The organism is Pleurocapsa sp. PCC 7327, assembly GCF_000317025.1.
Taxonomy (GTDB): domain Bacteria; phylum Cyanobacteriota; class Cyanobacteriia; order Cyanobacteriales; family Microcystaceae; genus Hydrococcus.
The window spans coordinates 949,211-970,855 of sequence record NC_019689.1 but is presented as its reverse complement, the minus strand read 5'-3'; the positions used below and the strand labels follow the sequence as shown (position 1 = coordinate 970,855).

At 43.4% G+C, this 21,645-nt stretch carries 21 protein-coding genes; 8 read left to right on the top strand and 13 right to left on the bottom strand.

The window, feature by feature from the left end:
- Positions 1–35: 35 nt before the first annotated feature.
- Entirely contained in the window at positions 36–929 is an 894-nt protein-coding gene (locus PLE7327_RS04330; RefSeq protein ID WP_015142645.1) for an ABC transporter permease, read from the bottom strand.
- Between the two features lie 80 nt (positions 930–1,009).
- On the opposite strand from PLE7327_RS04330, the gene PLE7327_RS04325 reads away from it, so the two are divergent.
- Positions 1,010–1,624: a chromophore lyase CpcT/CpeT gene (locus PLE7327_RS04325; RefSeq protein ID WP_015142644.1), complete on the top strand. Its 615-nt coding sequence runs from the start codon at positions 1,010–1,012 to the stop codon at positions 1,622–1,624.
- Positions 1,625–1,632: 8 nt separating this feature from the next.
- On the opposite strand, the gene PLE7327_RS04320 is transcribed toward PLE7327_RS04325, so the two are convergent.
- Positions 1,633–2,994: a GTP-binding protein gene (locus PLE7327_RS04320; RefSeq protein ID WP_015142643.1), complete on the bottom strand. Its 1,362-nt coding sequence runs from the start codon at positions 2,992–2,994 to the stop codon at positions 1,633–1,635.
- 140 nt (positions 2,995–3,134) lie between these two features.
- Here PLE7327_RS04320 and PLE7327_RS04315 point away from each other — a divergent pair, with 140 nt between their 5' ends.
- Complete coding sequence (locus tag PLE7327_RS04315) at positions 3,135–3,437, top strand: hypothetical protein (RefSeq protein ID WP_041391846.1); 303 nt, start codon at positions 3,135–3,137, stop codon at positions 3,435–3,437.
- Between the two features lie 55 nt (positions 3,438–3,492).
- Here the strand turns inward: PLE7327_RS04315 and PLE7327_RS26350 are convergent, their stop codons facing one another.
- Positions 3,493–3,951 (bottom strand): GatB/YqeY domain-containing protein, encoded by a 459-nt coding sequence (locus tag PLE7327_RS26350; protein WP_041392782.1) that lies wholly within the window; start codon positions 3,949–3,951, stop codon positions 3,493–3,495.
- 783 nt (positions 3,952–4,734) lie between these two features.
- Between PLE7327_RS26350 and clpS the strand changes: the two genes are divergently transcribed.
- From clpS to PLE7327_RS23125, 3 genes are all read left to right on the top strand, one after another.
- Positions 4,735–5,061 carry an ATP-dependent Clp protease adapter ClpS gene (gene clpS / locus PLE7327_RS04305; RefSeq protein WP_015142641.1) on the top strand — a complete coding sequence of 109 codons (327 nt, stop codon included), beginning with the start codon at positions 4,735–4,737 and terminating at the stop codon, positions 5,059–5,061.
- Positions 5,062–5,215: 154 nt separating this feature from the next.
- On the top strand, positions 5,216–7,168 hold the full coding sequence (locus PLE7327_RS04300; protein WP_015142640.1) for a pentapeptide repeat-containing protein: 1,953 nt from the start codon (positions 5,216–5,218) through the stop codon (positions 7,166–7,168).
- Positions 7,169–7,407: 239 nt separating this feature from the next.
- Positions 7,408–7,746 carry a type II toxin-antitoxin system PemK/MazF family toxin gene (locus tag PLE7327_RS23125; RefSeq protein ID WP_015142639.1) on the top strand — a complete coding sequence of 113 codons (339 nt, stop codon included), beginning with the start codon at positions 7,408–7,410 and terminating at the stop codon, positions 7,744–7,746.
- A 152-nt stretch (positions 7,747–7,898) separates the two neighbouring features.
- Here the strand turns inward: PLE7327_RS23125 and PLE7327_RS04290 are convergent, their stop codons facing one another.
- From PLE7327_RS04290 to PLE7327_RS04280, 3 genes are all read right to left on the bottom strand, one after another.
- Positions 7,899–8,783, bottom strand: a complete 885-nt coding sequence (locus tag PLE7327_RS04290) for a choice-of-anchor L family PEP-CTERM protein (RefSeq protein ID WP_041392780.1) — start codon at positions 8,781–8,783, stop codon at positions 7,899–7,901.
- Positions 8,784–9,331: 548 nt separating this feature from the next.
- A complete protein-coding gene (locus PLE7327_RS04285) occupies positions 9,332–10,234 on the bottom strand; it encodes a metal ABC transporter permease (protein WP_015142637.1) in 903 nt (300 codons plus the stop codon).
- 52 nt (positions 10,235–10,286) lie between these two features.
- Positions 10,287–11,042 carry a metal ABC transporter ATP-binding protein gene (locus PLE7327_RS04280; protein WP_015142636.1) on the bottom strand — a complete coding sequence of 252 codons (756 nt, stop codon included), beginning with the start codon at positions 11,040–11,042 and terminating at the stop codon, positions 10,287–10,289.
- Positions 11,043–11,173: 131 nt separating this feature from the next.
- Here PLE7327_RS04280 and PLE7327_RS04275 point away from each other — a divergent pair, with 131 nt between their 5' ends.
- Entirely contained in the window at positions 11,174–12,127 is a 954-nt protein-coding gene (locus tag PLE7327_RS04275) for a metal ABC transporter solute-binding protein, Zn/Mn family (protein WP_254658084.1), read from the top strand.
- A 338-nt stretch (positions 12,128–12,465) separates the two neighbouring features.
- On the opposite strand, the gene scpB is transcribed toward PLE7327_RS04275, so the two are convergent.
- Both scpB and PLE7327_RS04265 read right to left on the bottom strand, forming a co-directional pair.
- Positions 12,466–13,020: an SMC-Scp complex subunit ScpB gene (scpB, locus tag PLE7327_RS04270; protein ID WP_015142634.1), complete on the bottom strand. Its 555-nt coding sequence runs from the start codon at positions 13,018–13,020 to the stop codon at positions 12,466–12,468.
- Positions 13,021–13,150: 130 nt separating this feature from the next.
- Positions 13,151–14,002 carry an ABC transporter ATP-binding protein gene (locus PLE7327_RS04265; protein ID WP_041392776.1) on the bottom strand — a complete coding sequence of 284 codons (852 nt, stop codon included), beginning with the start codon at positions 14,000–14,002 and terminating at the stop codon, positions 13,151–13,153.
- A 287-nt stretch (positions 14,003–14,289) separates the two neighbouring features.
- On the opposite strand from PLE7327_RS04265, the gene PLE7327_RS04260 reads away from it, so the two are divergent.
- Positions 14,290–15,033, top strand: a complete 744-nt coding sequence (locus PLE7327_RS04260) for a hypothetical protein (protein ID WP_041391843.1) — start codon at positions 14,290–14,292, stop codon at positions 15,031–15,033.
- Positions 15,034–15,284: 251 nt separating this feature from the next.
- Here the strand turns inward: PLE7327_RS04260 and PLE7327_RS04255 are convergent, their stop codons facing one another.
- Together PLE7327_RS04255 and PLE7327_RS04250 are read right to left on the bottom strand one after the other, a co-directional pair.
- The gene (locus PLE7327_RS04255) at positions 15,285–15,815 is read right to left on the bottom strand and encodes a hypothetical protein (RefSeq protein ID WP_015142631.1); all 531 of its coding nucleotides are present in this window, start codon (positions 15,813–15,815) and stop codon (positions 15,285–15,287) included.
- A 94-nt stretch (positions 15,816–15,909) separates the two neighbouring features.
- A complete protein-coding gene (locus PLE7327_RS04250) occupies positions 15,910–16,179 on the bottom strand; it encodes a hypothetical protein (RefSeq protein WP_015142630.1) in 270 nt (89 codons plus the stop codon).
- A gap of 177 nt (positions 16,180–16,356) precedes the next feature.
- Here PLE7327_RS04250 and cobM point away from each other — a divergent pair, with 177 nt between their 5' ends.
- Positions 16,357–17,163: a precorrin-4 C(11)-methyltransferase gene (cobM, locus tag PLE7327_RS04245; protein WP_015142629.1), complete on the top strand. Its 807-nt coding sequence runs from the start codon at positions 16,357–16,359 to the stop codon at positions 17,161–17,163.
- Here the strand turns inward: cobM and prmA are convergent.
- The 3 genes from prmA to PLE7327_RS04230 all read right to left on the bottom strand — a co-directional run bounded on the left by prmA (position 17,150) and on the right by PLE7327_RS04230 (position 21,592).
- A complete protein-coding gene (gene prmA / locus PLE7327_RS04240) occupies positions 17,150–18,040 on the bottom strand; it encodes a 50S ribosomal protein L11 methyltransferase (protein WP_015142628.1) in 891 nt (296 codons plus the stop codon). The two genes, cobM and prmA, sit on opposite strands and share 14 nt — an antisense overlap.
- A 91-nt stretch (positions 18,041–18,131) precedes the next feature.
- Positions 18,132–19,712, bottom strand: coding sequence for a phosphoglycerate dehydrogenase (gene serA, locus PLE7327_RS04235; protein WP_015142627.1), 1,581 nt, complete (start codon positions 19,710–19,712; stop codon positions 18,132–18,134).
- Between the two features lie 494 nt (positions 19,713–20,206).
- Positions 20,207–21,592 (bottom strand): dolichyl-phosphate-mannose--protein mannosyltransferase, encoded by a 1,386-nt coding sequence (locus PLE7327_RS04230; protein WP_041391842.1) that lies wholly within the window; start codon positions 21,590–21,592, stop codon positions 20,207–20,209.
- Positions 21,593–21,645: the final 53 nt, after the last annotated feature.

Sequence of the window (21,645 nt, the reverse complement as noted above, 5' to 3'; positions counted from 1 at the left end):
TTTAACCCTACATAAATTAGAGAGAAAGCTTATACTTAACCAGCGTCTTTTTCAGCCGTGCGCAGATAGAAGAGGATCGGAATTATTATTACTGCCATCATTAAAATAGACAGGGTAGAACCGAAAGGCCAATCGCGGGCTTTGAGAAATTGATTTTGAATGAGATTGCCGATCGTCAGCGTTTTCGCACCGCCTAAGATATCGGGGGTAATAAAAGCCCCTACAGAAGGGATAAAAACGAGTAGCGAACCTGCGAGGATGCCTCGCCGAGTTAAGGGGAGTATTACCTGCCAAAAGGTACGCCAATCGCCAGCACCGAGATCGTGGGCAGCTTCTATGAAAGAAAAGTTGAAGCGTTCGATGGCGGCGTACAAAGGCAAAACCATGAAAGGAAGATAACCGTAAATTAACCCGATGCCAACGGCGAAGGGAGTAAACAACAGCGTTAAGGGTTTATCGATGAGATGCAAACCCTGGAGAAGAGTATTAATGACCCCTTCGGTACGCAGCAAAACCATCCAAGCATAAGTACGCACCAGAAAGTTAGTCCAGAAAGGAACGATAACCAATAAGAGACAGATACTGCGCCAAGGTTGGGGACGAGTCGCGATGAAGAAAGCAAGCGGATAGCCAACCAGCAAGCAAGCGAAAGTTGTCAGCAAAGCCAGCCAACAAGATCGCCACAACACCGTCCAGTACACGCTTCCAGCAAGTCGCTGGTAGTTCTTGAAGGTAAACGTCCAGCTAACGCCGCCATAGGTTCCGCGATCGAGGAAACTATATACCAGTACGATTAACAAAGGAAGAACGAAAAAAATCAGCAAAAAAATCGTTGCGGGCAGAAGCAAAACTAAAAGACTCGCTTGCTTGCGTGTTTCAATCGTTGGAGTGGTTGAAAATGTTCGATCTGGCTGCTGCCAAATGGTCATATCAGTTATCAGTTGTAGAGCGGGTTGAATAATAGCTATATAGTCCTTACAACCTATCAGAATAACAAGTCAATTATTCTATGAATTTTTCGCCAGAACTCGCTGCCCTCGGACGATATCTCGCAGGTGAATTCGACAATCGGCAACAAGCCCTTGCCGAACCTATTTGGTACGTTCATCTGCGCCTGTGGTTGCGCCCGACTTCTCTATTTAGGGAAGATAGTTTGACGCTCTTTGCCGAACAAGCGAGTATTGTTAATCTAGAGCAACCCTATCGCCCGCGTTTGCTGCGATTGAGACAAAGCCAAACCCATCCTCTTCCCCTCCGAGTAGAGCATTATATGTTTAAGGATCTTGATGCCGTTCGGGGTGCGAGCAGTAAGCCGGAATTACTTCGGCAACTGACTCCAGAACAAGTGGAGTTTTTACCGAGTTGTACCCTGAACGTCGAGATAGAGAGACTAGATCGCGATCGCTTTAAGTTTAAAGCATCTCCGGCTTCAGAAAAGCCTTGCCGTTTCACCTACGGGGGTCAAACCTATCAAGTATCGCTTGGGTTTGAAGTCACTCCCGACGAACTGAAAACCCATGACAAAGGAATCGATCCGACGACGGGTCAAGCGATTTGGGGCGCATTGATGGGTCCCTATCGCTTCGTCAAGCGTCAGGATTTTTCAGCCGAATTCCCTGTCTGAAATCTTTATTAAGACAATTCCTGCCGCAGTCGCGCCAGAATTGTATTAGGTTCTATTTGAGCGAAGATCTCTCGAATTACCGTACTTGGTCCAAGCGGTCCCCAACTGCATCCTTTTTCTAAATATTCTTGTGCTGCTTTACCGATTCTATAAGCACTGTAGCCCGCTATGCCGCCTTGAGTCAGTGCGGTGCTAGCATAGGTTGCCAAGGCAGCAGGACTTTCAAAGAGACTGGTTGCAGCAGCCGTACTTTTCTCGATTCCAAGCACGAAACTACTAGCAATTTCTCCTATCAACAATCCGCCAGAACTAATCAGAATCGTTCGCCACAGCTTGCCCGCTTCATGACTGGTTATCGGCAATCCATACAACCGCGCCAAAGCCCGAATCAGGGCTAAATCCGCCATCATGCCGCCGACTAAATCCAAAATAGCAATGGGATTGAGCGAAACGGCTAGGGCTTTATATTTGGCATATCTCCAGATAATAGCTTCGGCTTCTTCTTGACGGATTTCTAGAGTTTTTTTAGCAATATTGGCTTCAGCTTCTTTGGCTTGAAAAAGAGCATTGAGAGCAAGCAGCGATCGCCCTTCTCGATTTAAAATTTTGAGAATATTCTCTTTGAGTTCGTCAATCTGGGGAGGTGGCATTTCCCATTCCTCAGTCACTCTCCCATCTGACCATTCCACTCTTACCGGAACGGGTTGCGGTTCTGCCGCTACCATGACGATTTCATCGGGCGATAAAATTTGTGGTGCGTCTCTATCCGAACTCCCCGTTCCCAACACTTGTAATTGTTTATAAATTTCTTCTCGGTCTACCTCTGGATAAAGATCGATTTTATTAAAGACCAGAATTAGTGGCTTTTGACTCTTCCTGAGTTCGCATAATGCTTGATATTCTGTGCGAGTAATATCCCCTGCCACGATAAACAAGATTAAATCAGCTTGACGCGCCACTTCTCGCGCCATTTCCGCCCTCGCTTCTCCTTCGATTTCATCGAGTCCCGGCGTATCGATCAACTCTACGTGTACCTTACCGCTAGCAGGAGTCCAGCGCACCGAACGGGGCCATTGAGTTACGCCATGAAGGGGTCCCGTTTGCAAGACTTTCTGACCTAGCAACGCATTGACGACGGCAGATTTGCCGCGACTGACCAACCCAAAAGCTGCAATCCTAATAACTTTTTGCTCTAGTTTGTCTAGGGCAGATTTTAAAGACTGTAAGTCTTTGCGCACGGATGCTTGCAGTTCTGGATTGGGAGGATAATTCCAGTGACGGCGAAAGCTGGAATACCAGGACAAGGCTTGTTGCAAGCTAGCGCGAGCTTGGTTATAGTGAATTTCTTGATGGGATAGAGTTTGAGTCAAGGTTGGATAGAAAAAAGATAGCCTACTAGCTCTATTTTGCTCTAATTCGAGGACTAATTGAGGGGCATGGAACTTCTTAACTCATCGATCGCTGTTTCTGTAGAAGCTAGATTGAGAAATAAATCATTAGGAGTCGATTTATGAAAATATTTCTCACAACAACGATCTTTGCGATTATCGGTGCTATTTTAGTCGGCGCCGAGGTTAGCTATGGAGAATCTTTTATCTATCCCGAACAAGGACAAAGCCAAGCGCAACAGACTCAAGACCTACGCGAGTGCAATCAACAGGCAAGAGAACAGACTGATTTCGATCCTACCAAGCCTATGTCTCAAAAGGAGTCTCAAGATCCGCAAGCACAGCGCCAGAGACAACAGCGCATACAAGCTTACAATCAAGCTTTAACTGCCTGTCTAAAAGCACGCGGCTACACGATTCGATAAACATTTAGTTCAAGCGTAACTACGCCCAATGAATTTAAAAACTTTCCAGACTCGATTATCCTCCTAACTTGCCCTTGACTATTTCCTGAATTTTTTTTCCCTCTGCTTTTCCTTTCAGCTGTTTCATGGCAACGCCCATAACTTTGCCTATATCTTTCGGAGATGTCGCGCCTACTGAAGCAACGATCTCATCGAGAATCGCGCTCAGTTCTTCATCGGACAATTGCTTGGGTAGATAAGTTTCGATAATGGCAAGTTCCTGGGCTTCTTTGTCTGCTAAGTCGTTTCGTCCCGCTTGTCGGTACTGTTCGATGGAGTCGCGTCGCTGTTTGGCTTGTTGAGCTAGGAGTTCTATTTCTTGTTCTTCTGTTAAGCTGTCTTGTCCTGACGGACGTACAGCTACTTCTTTTTCCAGTAAAGCTTTTTTAATACTTCTGACAGTTTCTAAACGAATTTTATCTTTAGCTTTCATAGCTGATTTGATGTCTTCTCCCAGACGATCTTTCAGACTCATTGGGGCAGAATCTTTTTTGGGAGCTGCTACAGAGACGGAATCTTCTTTTTTCGCAGAGGTTAATTCCTCAGTTGTCTGCAAGGTTTCTGTTGGTCGAGCAACTTGTTCCGATCCGGAATCTTCTCTAGCAACAACTTCTGAAGTATTATCCTCAGTATTATCCTCAAGCGATCGCTGGCTTGGTTGCGATTCTTCGGTAGAAAACTCAGCTAAAGAAAGAATCTTCTTTTGAAAAGCTATTTGTCTAATTACTCCTTTATCCAAATATGTTTTGTCTTTTTTTTGAGAGGTTTCTACGATAATTTCTCCCAATTTTTCTCCAACTATTTTAGCTTGCTCCCAACTCTTAAAAGGCTCTTTGCTAATCTTGCTTACTAGCAGAGCTAATTCTTTATTTCCCTGTCGAGTTGATGGATTAATTCCTTTTTGAACGAGCGCTTTCTTGATAGTCTTGGTCAGGAATTTAATCAGCTTCTTGCTACTAAATTGTGTTTGAATCTGTTGGGCCATTTTCTCTCTACCTTAATTCAAGCTTCTGAGTGGGGGAAGTTGTCCGCATCTATATTAAAATCTATCAATATAATCCAAAATTTAGATTAAGAACTCAAATGCCTTGCCTCAAAGAAGATGAATCCACGTGGCATTTGGCAAACAGGAGATCGTGCGATCGCACTTTAGCCAAAGACAAATCGCTTTCTGTTTATCCACTTCTTAAAATATAGTTACACTAACGGCAAAAATTAACTTTAATGATAGTAAGTAGTCTTTTAGGTGATTCGAGCTATGAACGCTAGAGTGTCAGCAGTCGTTACAGCAATGACTACCGCTCCTACTGTAGCGCCAGAAAAATCCAGTCAGGTCGTTGGTCAACCCTATCCCAACTATAAGGTAATCGTTCTCAACGACGATTTCAATACCTTCGAGCACGTAGCGCGGTGCTTGCTTAAGTATATTCCGGGAATGACAAGCGATCGTGCTTGGAGTTTAACCGAACAGGTTCATTATGAAGGACAGGCAATCGTCTGGGTAGGTCCCTTAGAACAAGCCGAACTCTACCACCAACAATTAAGACGCGAAGGATTAACGATGGCTCCTTTGGAGGCGGAATAGGGAACAGGAGACAGAGGCTTTTTTCTAAAGGAAAGAGAAACTGGGAGTATGGGGAGTGTGGGGAGTGTGGGAAGTTGGGGGATGGAAAGACAATTAACGACTAACTACTCCTCAATCCGAAATCGAAGGACAAAGGACAAATGACCAATGACCAATGACAAAAATTAGGAATTGGCTCGAGCTAATCGTTAGCTTGTGGGTCTTTTTGTTTCTGTTGCTGTGGACTTCTCCAGCTTTAGCCGCATCGGAAAGAGTTCCTTTAACCCTACCTCTATTGCAAGAACGCCTCAATTCTCCCCTCCTTAGCGAAGGATTTTATACAATCGATCTGCGAAACTTTATTATCGATTTAACTAGCGAAAATACTATTTTTCGAGAACAATTTTATCAGCAATTACAGACTCATCTCAATCGTTCTAAACAACCATTAGGTTTAGATTTTAGCGACTCTTTTATTCAGGGAGAATTTATTGCTAGTAAATTAGGTCTGTTAACCCCTCTTTTTCAAGCATCTTTACCGCCATTATTTACGCCAATAGAACAAGAAGAACTCAAACAGGATAAACGTTTTTTATCACAACCGGGCGAACAAATTACTTCAGTAACGGTTGTTCGAGGGCCTTTAATCCTAAATAATTCTCGATTTGCAGGTCAAGCAGATTTTAGTAAGGTAATCTTTTTACAACGGGTAGAAACAACAGATGCTACTTTTACTCAAGAGGGAAATTGGTCGGAAACTCGTTTTGCAAGAACGGCTGATTTTAGCCGAACGACTTTTAGACGAGAGGTTAACTTTAGCAATAGCGTCTTTCTTGGAGGGGCAAAATTTCGTCAAGATCGCTTTTTAGAAAGCGCTAATTTTACAGGCAGTCATTTTGAAGCTGAAGTTAGTTTTAGCCAATCTGAATTCGTTCAATTAGCGACTTTTACTCGTATTCAGTCGCTAAAAGATGCAGATTTTAGTCAGATCGATGCGCGCGATCGCATTTTATTTTCTAAAAGTCACTTTTTTGGATCTCTTTCTTTAGTTAATTCAACTTTTGAACAATCTATTGCTTTTCGGGCAACTCGCTTCGATCGTTCGATAGACTTTCGAGATGTAAAACTTCTAGGACAAGTCGATTTTAGTAATGCATTTTTTTCTCCTAAAACTACTTTAAATGTTTCGGGGTTAGCCTTTGATTCAGATCGCGCCAAAATTCTAGGAGATACTGGAGTTATCGGTCGCGTTATGTCGTTATCCAACCTTGAAGACAATAAGACAGTTTATCGCAATTTAATTCGTAATTTTCGCAATTTAGAGCAAATTCCCGACGCCAATCAAATCGAATACAAAATCGAAAGACTGAGACTCCAACAATTGGGCAAGGAGATTTTTGAAATTCCCTATCAACAAGTTTTTCAATTGAAATGGATGAGAAATCTTTTCAATTGGCTCTTTTTAAGCTTACTGATTCTTCTAAGCGGTTATGGAACTAATTTTAGTATTGTTTTTGGAGTAGGAATTATCGCGATCGGTTATTTTGGGGTTTTATTTTGGGCGATCGATCGCTGGCGACGACGCATTCCTACTCCTATTCTTCCCAATCGCTACGACACGATTTGTATGATTGCCAGCGTGGTTTTGCTGACGATAATCGGTCTAACCAATATTTTTCAAGCTTCAGAAGAACCTTGGATAACATTAGCCTGCCTGAGCGTAATTTTGTTTCCCATTCCGCTTGGATTAGTCAGCTATCTTTATCACAAAGGTCGCTATCACGATTTAATGCATTCTTCCTATTTTCTTGAAGATGGAAGTATGCGACAATTGCGTTTATTAATCGTTCGATTGCCTGTCATTCCTAATTTCCCCTTTTTCCGCGATCGCTACGTACCTCTAATTTGGGAACGCCGCTGGAATTGGTTAAATTACTACGATTTTAGTTTAAATAATTTTATTAAATTGGGATTTAATGATATTCGCTTGCGAGACCAACATCTTCCCGGCACGATTTCTACTATAGTTTGGTATCAATGGAGTTTGGGAATTCTCTATATTGCTTTGTTATTGTGGACGCTTTCTCGAACTATCCCTGGATTAAACTTACTGATTTATCTGAAGTAACAATGCGATCGCTACAAGTTCTAAAATAGAGTTACAACATTAAGTTACTAATTAGATACTTATGAATCCAATCTAACTTTAGAAGAAATTAAAACTTTAATCTTTCAATTACCCATACAAGAACAGATCGCACTATTAAAAGACCTTGAAGAAAAGTTAGAAACTCTAACTCTGATGCAATTGGCAGAAACGGGATTTCAAGAGTGGGACGACGAGGAAGGAGATATATATAATGTTGAATCCTAGCAGCAGAAATTTGGTTAGTTAGATTTCCTTTCAGCGATCTTGCATCAACTAAAGTCAGACCTGCTCTTGTTTTAGCAACTCATCGAGAAGAACTGATTATTGTAGGAATATTTTCCAAAATTTCCAATCGCAACTTGCAAGAGGCTTGGGGACTAATTAAAGAAGACCATCCTGAATTTTCTCTAACAGGTTTGAAAAAGACATCTTTAATTAGGGCAGATAAAATCGCTACTATCGCTCGATCGGTTTTGCAAAGAAAGCTAGACATTTTGCCATCATATCTTTTAATTTTAGTCCAAAATGCACTTAAGAAAGCTCTAAATATTCCTTGAGGTTATATTTAGCGTAACGCACTGCCTTGGTATCTGTTAGAGCAGGAGAAAGAAGATGCGATCGCTTTCTTTCAACAATTAGGCGATCGCGACAAGTTTTAAAATAGAATAAAAGTATTAAGTTAGCAGTTAGTTGAGGCTAGACTTCTCAGTTAGCTGCTTTTTTGGCTTTTTAAGACCGATCCCATGCCAATCGCACCCAATGTAAGCAAACTTATTACAGAAGCAGGTTCGGGAACTTGTTTGCCAGGATCGGTAGGCTTATCTGAAAAACTACTAGCTTTAATGAAAACAGCAGAATCGAGTATACTATCTCCAGTGTCAGCGATCGCTAGTTTAATTTTATGCTTACCTGGAGTTAATCCTAGTACCTGTGCTGTAAACACTTTAGTGAAGCCATCGTACTGAATATTGAAGGGAGTAGGCGTTCCTAAGTCACTGGGATCGTTGTTGTTGTAAAAAGCTGAATTGCTCCCTAAGTTAACATTGTTAATTGCAACTGGCGTGCTAGTTCCAGGAATGAGAGCAATATTTACTCCATTGAGGAAGAAGCCAAAAACATCATTGAAGCTAGAATTAACATACTCGTTGTATTCCTCTGAAGCGAATACGTAATCAAAGAATAGGTCGCCACCAGCACTTTCAAACTCGAATTCGAGGATATTAGCATCATAGGTAGTAGCTCCACCGATTAACGTACTTAGATCGGCATCCCCCGGAGTTGAATTATTTTCGCTAATATTATCCACAGTATTTGGTCCTACTGCATTAGTAGCTCGACCAGTAGTTAAAATGATACCTTGGTCAATGCCAATACCAGATGATAGTCCGTTCGTGAAAGTTCCCGCCGCACCGTTTACACCAATGTAGTTGATAGAACCTGGTACGATAGAAATCCCGGAACCTAAAATGTTATTGGCAAGAGTATTACCATCGTTAGTTGGAGTAATAGTAAGAGCTTGAGCAGACCCAATTGCAAATCCTAATCCCAAAAAAGTTGCTGCACTGTATTTAAGAAAGTTAAAGCTTGCTCGCATCATTGTTCTAGTTTTAAAAAAATTTAATGTAAATATCAGTAATACTCCAGAAAAAATCGCGAAAATCCTGTCCATATTTATCACAAATATGAATGGTGACAAATCCTGAGATACAGATTAAGTGCAATTAATTTCTAGTTAATTACCGATTGATAATAACTATTTTCACTACTTTCTACCTAAGATCGTCAATACTTATTCGTATCCTTTACTGAATCTTTATACAGTTTCACTGAAGCTAAATATTGATACAAGCAATTCAAGCTGTCAATTTCCCAATCAAAATCTAGTCTTATCAAGTCTTTTTACTATCATCAATGTGCTACTTAAACAAGCAATAGCACTCGCTTATATCGTTTGCTTTATGTAAAGTTTTAATAAAGTACTTTTCTCGATTAAAATTAGGCAGTAATATTTACTCTCGTAAAATCGCTTGCTTCAGACTTCAGCTTGCAAGCAACACAAAACTAACCTGCTTGCAAAGTTTTTCAGTAAACCCCGCATCAGCAAGCTCGCTCTGGACTAATATTTAGCGATCTTTTATTTAGTTATTTTTGCGATCGCATTTTCATCAACTGCTTTACTTCTCGCCACAGAAAAGACTGACTGGAGTTAGAAGCGGGATGGGTGAGAATTCCTTGAGTGGGACTGAATAAGAAAGCTAGAATAAATAGCCCCGATACAACTAGAACAATAGCAGGACCAGAAGGCAAATTATAAAAATAACTCAGATACATGCCACTGATACTAGAAAAAATGCCTATTCCCACCCCGAAAATCATCATTTGGTGCAAGCGATTCACTAATAAATAAGCGGTAGCTGCTGGCGTAATCAGTAGAGAGATTACCAGTATGACTCCCACTGCTTTTAGACTGGCGACGATGGTCAGCCCAATTAGTATCATTAGTCCTAAATCTAACAGATGTACGGGTAATCCTACTGCTTGAGCGCCTAATTTATCAAAAGTATAAAAGAGCAATTCTTTATACAGCATTGCCACCACTAATAAAACAACGATCGCAATGATTAAAGTATCGCGAACATCTTCAAAAGTAACGCCGAGAATATTGCCAAATAAAAAATGATTGAAATCGATCTTATTATCTTTTTGAATAATCGTTATTAAAGTAATCCCAAGGGCAAAAAAGGCAGAAAAAACGATTCCCATAGCAGCATCTTCTTTAATGGGCGATCGCGTTCTAATCAAATTAATTAAAATCGTGCCGAGCAATCCAGCAGTAAAAGCCCCAACAAAAATATTAATATCTAACAAAAAAGCAACCGCTAAACCAGGTAAAACCGAATGACTTATCGCATCTCCCAATAAAGCCAAGCGCTGCACCATTAAATAGCTACCCACGATCGCACAGATAATACCAACAATAATCGCTTCAATCAGCGATCGCTGCATAAAACTGTATCTTAATGGTTCGATTAAAGTTTCTATCATAAAACTTCCTCTGCGCCTCTGCGTGAGATAAAAAAACACTCTCCTCTTCAACTCACGCCACAACTCGCAAGGGATTTTCCTCAAAGAAAACCACCTTACCTCCATAGGCACGATAGAGATTTTCTTCTTTCAAAACAGATTGTCTTGCACCAACAGCAATTAATTCTTTATTCAAAAGAATCAAATCATCAAAATTAGTAATTGATTCCCCTAGATCGTGGTTAACTACTAAAACAATTTTGCCTGCATTGGCTAATTCGTGAAAGATATTAAAAAGAATGTCCTCAGTTTTGCGATCCACCCCAACAAAAGGTTCGTCAAAGAAGAAAATATCCGCTTCTTGAGCAAGCGATCGCGCTAAAAATACTCGCTGTTGCTGTCCCCCGGAAAGTTGACCGATAGGACGATCGCGATAAGCACTCATTTGTACCCTCTCTAATGCTTCTGCGGCGAGGCGACGACTCATAGCAGAAAAACGTCGAAACCATCCCGTTTTCGGCACTCGTCCCATCATTACCACATCCCAGACCGTAGCAGGATAAGTCCAGTCAATTTGCGATCGCTGAGGTACGTAAGCAACTTTGTCCAAACAATCTATCAAAGGTCGTCCATCGTAGTGTACCGAACCTTGATTGATGGGAATCAAACCCAACATAGCCTTAATTAAAGTACTTTTGCCAGCACCATTGGGACCGATCGCACCCGTTAACCGTCCGGGTTTTATCTGTAAGGTGATATCCCTCAACGCCTCGACCGTTCGATAGGAAACTCCCAAATGGCTGATGACAATTCCATCAGTATTACTCATAAATATCCAGTACTCCGATCGCTCGCCTACAGACTTCAATACAGCCTTATTCAACTAGGATAATGCAAAAATGAAAGAAATATGAAAATAATTATGAGAAGATTATGAAAGCAACTATAGAAGGAAATGAAATGAATAGATCTCCGTGGCTAGTAGCTTTAATAATATCGATCGTATTCTGCGGATTTGGCTGCCAACCTCAATCATCGGATAGAAATGAGACTACGACAAAAGTCGTCTCTACTAGCACCATCATTGCGGATTTAACCCAACGAGTTGGCGCAGATGAAATCAAACACAAAGGCATCCTCCAACCCGGTGCCGATCCTCACATTTATGAACCCGTTCCCGCAGACAGCGCCGCTTTTGAAGAAGCAGACTTAATTTTTTACAACGGTTACAATCTAGAACCCGGACTCATTAAATTAATGAATGCCGCAGGGGTGAAAGCTACAAAAGTTGCCGTTGCAGAGGTCGTTACCCCTTTAGATTTGGATAAAGAAGGCAAAAGAGTTCCCGATCCTCACGTTTGGGGAGATGCAAAAAATGTAATTGCTATGGTAAATGCAATTCGCGATCGCTTAATCGAAAGTTCGCCAGAAGATAAAGAAGAATTTACCCAAAATGCAGCACAATTGGTCAAAGAACTACAGCAACTCGATCGCTGGATCGCTCAACAGATTCAAACCATTCCCAACAATCAACGCAGGCTAGTAACTACCCACGATGCCTTTCAATATTATGCTCGCGCCTACGGATTGAAGATCGCTGGTACGCTAATTGGAATTAGCACCGAAGAACAACCCAGCGCCCAAACGGTCAAAAACTTGTCAGATTCTATCCAAAAAACCAAAGTTCCGGCTATTTTTGCCGAAACGACGATTAATCCTGCTCTTATTAAAGCCGTCGCCGAGGAAGCAGGAGTAAAAGTAGCACCGCGAGAACTCTATTCGGATTCCATCGGCGCACCGGGTAGCGACGGAGATAGCTATATCAAGATGATGGTGTCCAATACTCGCGCCATTGTAGAAGCCTTGGGAGGAAAATACAGTGCCTTTAAAGCGGATTTTCCAGAACCTCGATAAAGAACTGAGACGATTTGTAAAAAAATATGAATAATTCAGTCAATTAGCATAAAAAACGGGTTTTTGAGGCAAGTAAAAGAAGACAGCCAACCCAAACCATCCAAACCTCTAAATCAAACCACGTTGTCGTAACCTATCGGCAAAGGAGGTGCTCCCCGAAAAAAACAGCAGCAATGGCAACACACAATCGCGATCGCCAACAAAAAGCGATCGCTTTTTTATCTGATGTTAGATTGCCAAAGTGCATATAAAACCAAGCGAGCGATCGCAATTGGTAAAATTTAATCTTATTTTGCTAAAAAAATTAGGATTTAGAGAAGAATATGAGGATTAACTGATTACTGATTACCCAACACTTTAGCGATCGCGTCTGTTGAAATGGCTGGAGATGGTTCTTCAACGTTTCGTCGGATACGGGTTATAGCTGCTGCGTTGCCTTCGTCAATCTCAAAATATTGATGAAATTTATCCGTGATTTCTAACCAATAAGAACGACCGTTGGCTTGACGGCGTTTTCGGACAAAGCCTAATTCTACTAATTCTTGAATTTGTTGATAGGCACTGCTACCGCGTAATTCGATTAAATCTGTTTGGAGAATCGGACTTTTAAGAGCGATCGCGGCTAGGGTTCGCAGAGCACCCGTTCCTAATTCTGCCGGAACCAATACTTGAAGCAGATTTTCAAAGACAGAGCGCAATTGAAGGCTATAACCCCTAGGGGTTTCCATAACTTCTAAGGCGCTGTCTCGATGAGCGTAATCTGACATCAGTTCGACGATCGCTTCTTCTGCCTCTTCGCGAGCGCACCCAGCCAACTGAGCAATCTCATTCGCCGAAAGCGGCTGACCCTTTAGGTAAAGAATAGCTTCAATTTTCGTTGCTAGTCTAGTCATTTAATTTTGGATTTTGGATTGGAGATTAGTTAGTGGTTAGTGGTTGGTGGCTAGTGGTTAATTGTCTCCCCATTTCCCCGTCCCCCCTCTCCCAGTCCCCTCGTCTCCCCGTCTCAAAAGTCCCCATCCCTCAATCAAGTCTACGTCCTGTCAGTTCGACAAAAATATCTTCTAAATTAGATAGGCGAGTCATTGTCCCCGTTTTGTCTGGCAAGGTTTCTAAATAAGCATTCGCTGCTTCTAGAGTAGGAAAAAACTTGTATTCTAAGCGATCGCCCGCTTGCTTAACCACCAATCCTCGTCCGTACTTAGAACGAAAATAGTCCATCGTTCCCAACTCGATTAGTTGACCAGCATCCATAATGCCGATGCGATCGCACAAAAACTCTGCCTCTTCCATATAATGAGTCGTCAATAGTATTGTCATGCCTTGACGATTTAGATCGCGAATAATTTCCCAAAGGCGACGACGGGTTTGCGGGTCTAATCCTACTGTGGGTTCGTCCAAAAAGAGAACTTGCGGTTGATGTAGCAGTGCCCTAGCAATTTGCAAGCGGCGTTTCATTCCACCAGAAAGAGTTTTCACCAGAGATTCCTTGCGATCTGCCAGTTCTACATATTCCAGCCAGCGATCGATCGACTTTTGACGCTTTGGGTTGGGAATGTGGTGCATTCGTCCGTGAAACTCCATATTCTCCCATACCGAGAGATCCCCATCAACGCTAATTTGTTGCAAGACTACACCAATATTTTGCTTGACGCGATCGCGATGGCGATCGATCTCGTAACCCGCCACTTCGATACGACCTTGGGATGGTTGGGTTAAGGTAATCAACATCCGAATCGTGGTTGATTTTCCGGCTCCATTTGGTCCTAGAAGCCCAAACATTTCTCCCGCTTCGATCTCGAAGGAGAGATCGTTAACGACAGGAATCTTATTATAGACTTTACCTACCCTTTCCAGAGAAACAGCAGCGACCATCAATAGACCTGTGGGTGAAAATAAATTTTCATCCTCGATTGTGAGGGCGATCGCCATCATGCTCGTCTTTTGCAAAAGTAGCGATTGCCAATTATTTTGACACAAAACCAAGTTCATAATTATCAATATTGGGCGCTTCGTTGATGTGAGGATGAGAGGAGTGATTGTTTTTAGCATGAAAAAGTCTATCTTCAAAAGTTCGGAAAGCGCGATCGCACAGAAGATCGCGAAAAAAAAATAATTTGATAGGATTATGTGTAGTTTTGTTGCAAGTTTTTATAAAGATTATGAATTTCTTAACAAATATTTTACATTTGATTGGAGCGGGTGCTGCTGCTTACTTTTCAGCTCGCCATTTGCGCGATCCCCTGACTCGTCCAAACTTTCTCGCTGCTTTTCAACTGGCAGAATCCGGGTCGGTTCCGTTTTTAGAAGCGCTCCGTAAACGGGCGCAAGCAGAAGGCGATGAATGGCTAGCCGAAAAACTCGCCCGCCATGCGTCCGATGAAATGCGTCACGGTCAAATCTTTGCCCACGCCCTCAAACAGCATGGCAAACAAGTCATCGATTTCAAACAATTGCCCCAGGAAAAGTCGTCCAAACAAGAAAGAAAAAGTCCTTTTTTCGAGGCGTACTATGAAGGATATTCTCGCGAAGATATCAAACCCGATCGCATTGATTGGCTTGTTTTCCTCGCTAGCACTTATATCCTAGAATTAGATGCCAGTAAAGATTTTGCTAGGATGGCGGCAGTGTTGCCAGAAGACGAGCCTCGCAGTCGCTCTCTCAAGCAGGGAATCCTCAGCGTTGCCCAAGACGAAACCCGCCACGCGGGCTATCTCTACGAAGCACTTCAGCGTCGCCTACCACAGGTACAAGTCGATGCAGTAGTAGACGAATGGCGAACTCGCAAAGCGAAGGCGCTGCTGGCGATGACGCTCGATCTTTTACAAAAAGGTGGCAAAAGTCGCTCGCTAGTAACTGACGGCGCACTGGTTGAAAGCGAGGTGGACTTGCCCGTAGCAGCTTAAGGGATGGATTGCCTTAATAATTTTATAATCTTGCCGGATGCTATCTGAGAACTGCCCTCTGCCGTAGGGAGCGAAGCCCGATAAGCGCTCTTAACATTAGACCTGTTCCTGTGAAAATTGATTTTTCTGACTTTTTCATAACAGGTCTACTGAGTTATTCGATCCCAAAAAACAAAAAAAGTTCGCGTAAATTCTACACGAACTACATTGATATTAAACTAGCTACTCCACTGATAAGTCACCCAAGAAACTTATTGACCCGTTCCTGAAGGGCTTTCTACAGGCGCGGTCGTACCGCTAGGCGAAGTCGTGCTGCCCGTTCCCGGCTCTGAGGGGCTGGAGCTAGGTTCTCCAATCGTCCCCGAAGGACTAGATTCTTCCATGGAACCCGAAGGAGAAGTAGAATCGGCATCCGGAGATGTCTTCATAATTTTCGGGTCTTCGGTGGTCGATTCGGTTTCCGTAGCCGAAGGATCGGTTTCGGTCTCGGTCTCCGTAGCCGAAGGGTCTTCGGTGGTCGATTCGGTTTCCGTAGCCGAAGGATCGGTTTCGGTCTCGGTTTCTGAAGTAGAAGGTGTTCCAGTGGATTCGCTTTCTACTTCCATGCCAGAGCCTGGAGTTGTCGAGCTTCCAGCTTCTGTTGCTTCCGTTGGCGATCCCACGGTTCCAGAACTTTCTGGCATTTGAGCTAGAGTGGGCAGACCGAGCATGATACTGGCTCCAGTTGCACCCAGCAGGCTAGCCAACAGATTGAAAAAAGTGATACGAGAACGAGATTTCATAGAGTAATTCCTCTCTTTTTTCTCTCAATACTTTGATGTATGCTTAGTAGCGACCAGCTTGTTTGCTGTCTTTATCAGTAGACTCCCGCGAAAGCTAATTGCTAGGTTGCTCTTCTGGAGCTTTACTCAAGCCACTATTTTCAGGATTCCCAAAGTCAACAATTTCGCCTTCTTGCGTTTGTTGCTCTAACAGAAATACTTCTTGGTCATCCGTGGGGTTCTGTGCGCCATCGACTTCGACAATTTCGGTGATAGGCTTGCTCGCTCCTGGCGAAGAAGTGTTTTCCTCTTCTGGTGGGGAGCAAGCTCCTAACAAAGCTGTCCAACCGATGACGATTAATAAAGCTCCAGGCTTCAGCGGCATGAGGGTAATCCCCAATGTTTTTAAAGCTTAGATAAAGACTAACAACGAAAAGTAAAAAACTTGATAAAAATATTAAGGGTATATAAAGAAACGATAAACCGAGAATTGGCGTTGTTTCTAGCTAATTTTTTGTGAGTTTAATTTACCGTTACAAGCCCCATTCATAGATCCGAGAAAATGTCAAATCCTCTCAAACCTGCCGTTTACTTTATCGGTGCGGGTCCGGGCGACCCAGAATTATTAACAGTTAAAGCACACAAAATCATCTCGCAAGCTGATGTTATCGTGTTTGCCGATTCTCTCGTTCCCAAACAAATTTTACAAGATGTCCGTTCCAATGCCGAACTGATTCGCACGGGCAATAAAACCTTAGAAGAAATTATCCCTTTAACTATCGAACGAGTGAGAGCCAATCTGTCTGTAGCCCGCATTCATTCGGGCGATCTAACCCTCTACAGTGCCGTTGGCGAGCAAATCCGAGCTTTGGCTGCTGCCAATATTCCCTACGAACTGATTCCCGGCATTAGCGCCTTCCAAGCTGCCGCTGCTAAATTGGAGGCAGAATTGACCGTACCCGACCTGGTACAGACGATTATTCTGACCCGTATCGGCGGTCGCGCCTCATCGATGCCGGAGTCGGAAGAACTCTCTTCTCTGGCAGCTCACAAAGCCAGTTTGTGTCTGTATTTGGCTGCTCGTCACGCCGAGTCAGCCCAGGAGAAGTTACTACAGCATTATCCTCCAGACACTCCCGTTGCTATTTGTTTCCGGGTTGGTTGGTCGGATGAGAAAATTTGCATTGTGCCGCTCGAAAAAATGGCTCAAACGACTAGGCAAGAAGCGTTAATCAGAACGACGCTTTATATCATTAGTCCGGCTTTGGGCGAGATCGGCGAGGAAGCGCGATCGCGTCTTTATCATCCCGAACATTCTCACCTATTTCGCAACAAATTATGGCAGCCGCCTATAACTAAGCCCGTCTAATATTCAGACAAGCCCAATCTTGACGTTTCCAAAGGGCGGCGACAACCCAACCATTGTCTTCGAGAGGTTCCATCACCGATTTAGCTTGGTCTAATAAAATGCCGCTCAGAATTCCCCAGCCTTTAGGTTTGATCAGCTTGGCAAACTGGGGAATCATCTCGATAATCGTTTCTGCGAGAATATTACAAAAAACGCCATCAACGCCTTCAGGAGCCATTTCTAGCACTTTTTCAAGACTGCCTTGCTCGATTATCAGGCGATCCGCATCGATTTGATTGAGGGCGCGATTTTGACGGGCGGACTCGACGGCGAGGGGATCGATATCGACAGCGTAGACTTTGGGCGCTCCCATTAAGATAGCAGCGATCGCGAGAATGCCAGAACCGCAGCCAATATCGGCCAGCACCGCTTCGCCGCTGGGATAGAGCATGCGCATCTCCAGCGATTCCAGACACAACTGAGTGGTTAAGTGGGTTCCCGTGCCGAAAGCAACGCCGGGATCGAGGCGCAGGATAATCCTATCTGAGTTTTCGGGGGGGGTTAACCAAGCGGGATAGATAAGAATGCGATCGCCCACCTCCGTTGGTTGCCAGTGTTGTTTCCAGCTACTCGCCCAATCTTCTTCGTCAATCAATTGCCAGCGAGTTATCGGTTGGGGAAGATTCAGAATCATCGCATCCTGGCGCAGCCACAGAGAAAGCGCTGCTAAATCCAGCGCCTGCGCCTTGATTTGAGGCAGATAAGCGCGAATTAGATAGGATTGTTCCTTTCTTTCGGTCGCGGTTCCCGAACACCCAAACTTTTGCAACCGCCAAAAAACGGATTCTTCCATGTTTGGATGACACAGAACTTGAATTTCCCACCAACTGTTTGACATAGGAGGAGATTGGTTATCGATCGCTGTTTATTCATTGTTATTTATTTGTACGTCGATAAACAACAAACAATAACAAATCAATAACAATTTCTTAAAGCTTGACCGTATAAGCATCGCGAATACCCGCGACTTTGGTAATTTCTGATAGCAATCCCTCTGGTAGCGGATCGTCGAGGCTAAGCGCCATGACCGCATCGCCTCGAACTATCTTTCGACCTACTTGCATGCTGGCGATATTAACGTTAAAACTCCCCAGTAGAGAACCGATTTTGCCGATAATTCCCGGCATATCTCGATGGAGAGTAAATAACATATTGTTGCTGGGCGGAACGTTGATGGGGAAGTCATCGAGATCGGTAATGCGGATTTCTCCATTGCTCAACAGCGCCCCCGTGACCGAATGTTCTCCCATCGATCCCTGCGCCTCTAAATAAAGCGAACCGGAGTAATCCCGAACCGAAGCATCTTTAGTTTCGATGATGCGAATCCCGCGTTCTTTGGCTTCAATTGCGGCATTGACGTAATTGACGCGCTCTCGCAATGCTTGAGAGAGAAGTCCTTTGATCGAAGCGATAACTATTGGCTGGCTGTTAACCTCAGCCAAATCGCCTTGCAACTTGACCGTCAAGCGCTCGATTCGTCCCCCTGCCAGTTGACCGACTAGATTGCCCAGCGTTTCTGCCAAGCGCAGATAGGGTCTGAGTTTTTCCATCACGTCAGGGGTCAGTCCCGGGATATTGACTGCCGATCGCGCTGGCAATCCCAACAGCACGTCTCGAATTTGTTCGGCAACGTCGATCGCGACATTGACCTGCGCCTCTTCTGTCGAAGCTCCCAAATGAGGGGTAAGAATCACCTTAGAACCGAGTTCTCGCAATCTCGATTCTCCTAAAGGTTCTTGCTCGAAAACATCTAAGGCTGCCCCAGCAATTTTGCCCGATTCTATGGCTTCTACTAAAGCCTCTTCATCAATAATGCCACCTCGCGCACAGTTGATAATGCGAACGTTAGGTTTCATCTTGGCAAGCGTTTCCGCATTGATGAGATGGGTGGTTTCCGGCGTTTTGGGAATGTGTAAGGTGATATAGTCGGCTTCGGCAAAGAGAAAATCCAAGTCTACTAAGGTACAACCGAGTCGATCTGCCCGTTCCTTAGAAATAAAAGGGTCGTAGGCAAGAATTTTCATGTTCATTGCTTTTGCCACGGTTGCGACGTGGGAACCTATCTTCCCTAGACCAATCACTCCTAGCGTTTTCTTGTACACTTCGGAACCGATATAGCTTTTGCGATCCCACTTTCCCCCTTTGACAGAGGCATTGGCATCGGGAATATAGCGGGATAAGGATAGCATCATCGCTAGGGTATGTTCGGCTGCGGCAATCGTATTGCCTTCGGGAGAGTTGACGACGATAATGCCTTGACGAGTCGCTGCTGGAACGTCGATATTGTCTACGCCCACGCCTGCCCTGCCAATAATCTTGAGTTGAGTTCCTGCTTCAATGATTTCTTGCGTCACCCGTGTACCAGAACGCAGCATCAGTGCATCGTATTCGGGAATAATTTTAATCAATTCATCAGCAGAAAGCCCAGTTTTTACGTCTACTTGGGCAACTTGCGAGAGAATCTCAATGCCCACTTGGTCGATAGGATCGGATACGAGAACTTTTGCCATAGTCCTTTAAATAATAATTTGATATCTATTACTTTGAAGACAATAAGAAAAAGAATAAATTTTTTTCTTTTTGTCTTTACTTAGGGGACATCTAAAAAGTCCATTTTGTCATTTCCAGTGTAGGAGAACGTAACGAAGAATCTCTGTTTGGAGTTGGTATAATCAGATGTTTCGCTTCGCGATCGCTACGCTCGACATGACATTCTATACTTTTGGGACAACCTCTTAGATCTTGCACCAGCTTTTCATCCTACCAAGAAATAAATTTCTTGGCTGATAGCTAAAGTCAGATAAATCTGACTTCAAGAAGAGATAAGTCCGTTAAAACAGACTTATCCTGTTAGGGTTGAGAATTTATTCTCTGGCGATAAGTTGGGTAGGTGCAAGATATAAGTTTATGCAGTAGCTTATTGTAACGGTAAAGGTAACGCGCCGCTTTGAATTCTTATAAAAGATTTCCGGTTTTTGTCGCAATTGTTGTAGCGCGAACAACTTTAATACCAAGAACGAAACCACATGCGATGGTCAAATGCCTCCCTTGATAAAGGCAGACCTAGATAGATAGGCAACCAATAAGCCAAACCCATCAAAATGAAAAAAATAATATTTATAGCGATCGCCCGCCACCAAAGATTATCGCTATACAGCCATCGATCGACTAGATAAGCGATCGCCAAAAAACCAAAAATCGAGGCTGGCATATAGTAGTAGAGAAAAGCGCAGCGATGCACCAGCATCCAAGGCAACCAGTTCGCCCCATAATTCAACAGCAAATAAAGCGGAATCGAGAAATCAAACTCCCGTTGTCGTTTTTTCTGAATCGGGTATACTTGTTGCGCTATTTTTCCTACTAAAATGAGCATTGCGATCGTGCCTAGCCACCATAGAATTGGATTGCCCATGCCATGCACGTCGTAAACGGTAGATTGGGCAGAATTTCCCGATTTCTCAAAAAAATACGCCACCGGACGAACCATCAAAACCCAACTGTACCAGGGAGAACAGTAGGGATGGATCTGAGAACTACTCCCTAGTTGTTGGTGAAACGTCCAACTTTTCTGATGTAATTCCCAAAATCCGCGATCGCGATCGAGTTGCCAATGGGGAATCCAGAGCAAGCAATAAACGACGACTGGAATTACTCCCAAAAAGACCAATAAAGGCCATAATTTGAATTTGGATAAATTCTGCCAAAAAGGTTGATTGAATGATAGCTTGCGATCGCGTTGCCACCAGCTAACGATCCGGGCACTTGCCCAAACCGCACCAATTCCCAACCAAAATCCCAATCCATACCATTTAACCGCAGCAGAACACCCGAAAAAAATACCAGCCAAAACGAGATACAACCAACGCAGTAGAGATTTCTGGGCTAAAGCTATTAAAAAACACCACTGAGCCAATAATCCGAAAAAAACTAGATAAATATTCAAAAAAGCATAGCGAGACTCAACCAATAGCAACCCGTCGGCACAGGCAAACCAAGCCGCGATAAAAGCGTAGCTGCGACGATAACTTAACTGATAGGCGATCCCAGCAACAATTAGCAGAATCAAAGAACCAGTCAAAGCATTTAGCCAGCGATAGCCAAAAGCTGTCGTCTGACCTGTAGGATTCCAAAAATGAAGCTTGCTAACCCAAATCCCAAAAGCAATTAAATATTTCCCTAGCGGGGGATGAACGTCAAAAAAAGGCGTGCGACTTAGATAGTTTTGAGCGTATTTAACGTAGTAAACTTCATCGAAGACTAGCTGATTAAATCGTCCCAACTCCCAAAAACGCAAAGCTAACGATGTTGCCAATAAAATAGCGATCGCCATCCAAAACCAAGAAGGCGCGAAGAAAAAAGACCTTATCTTAGTCTTTAGTATGTTTGTCATGCCTGGAAAACGTCTTCTCTTACTTGGCTTCTTCTATCTTAGAGAGTCTCAAG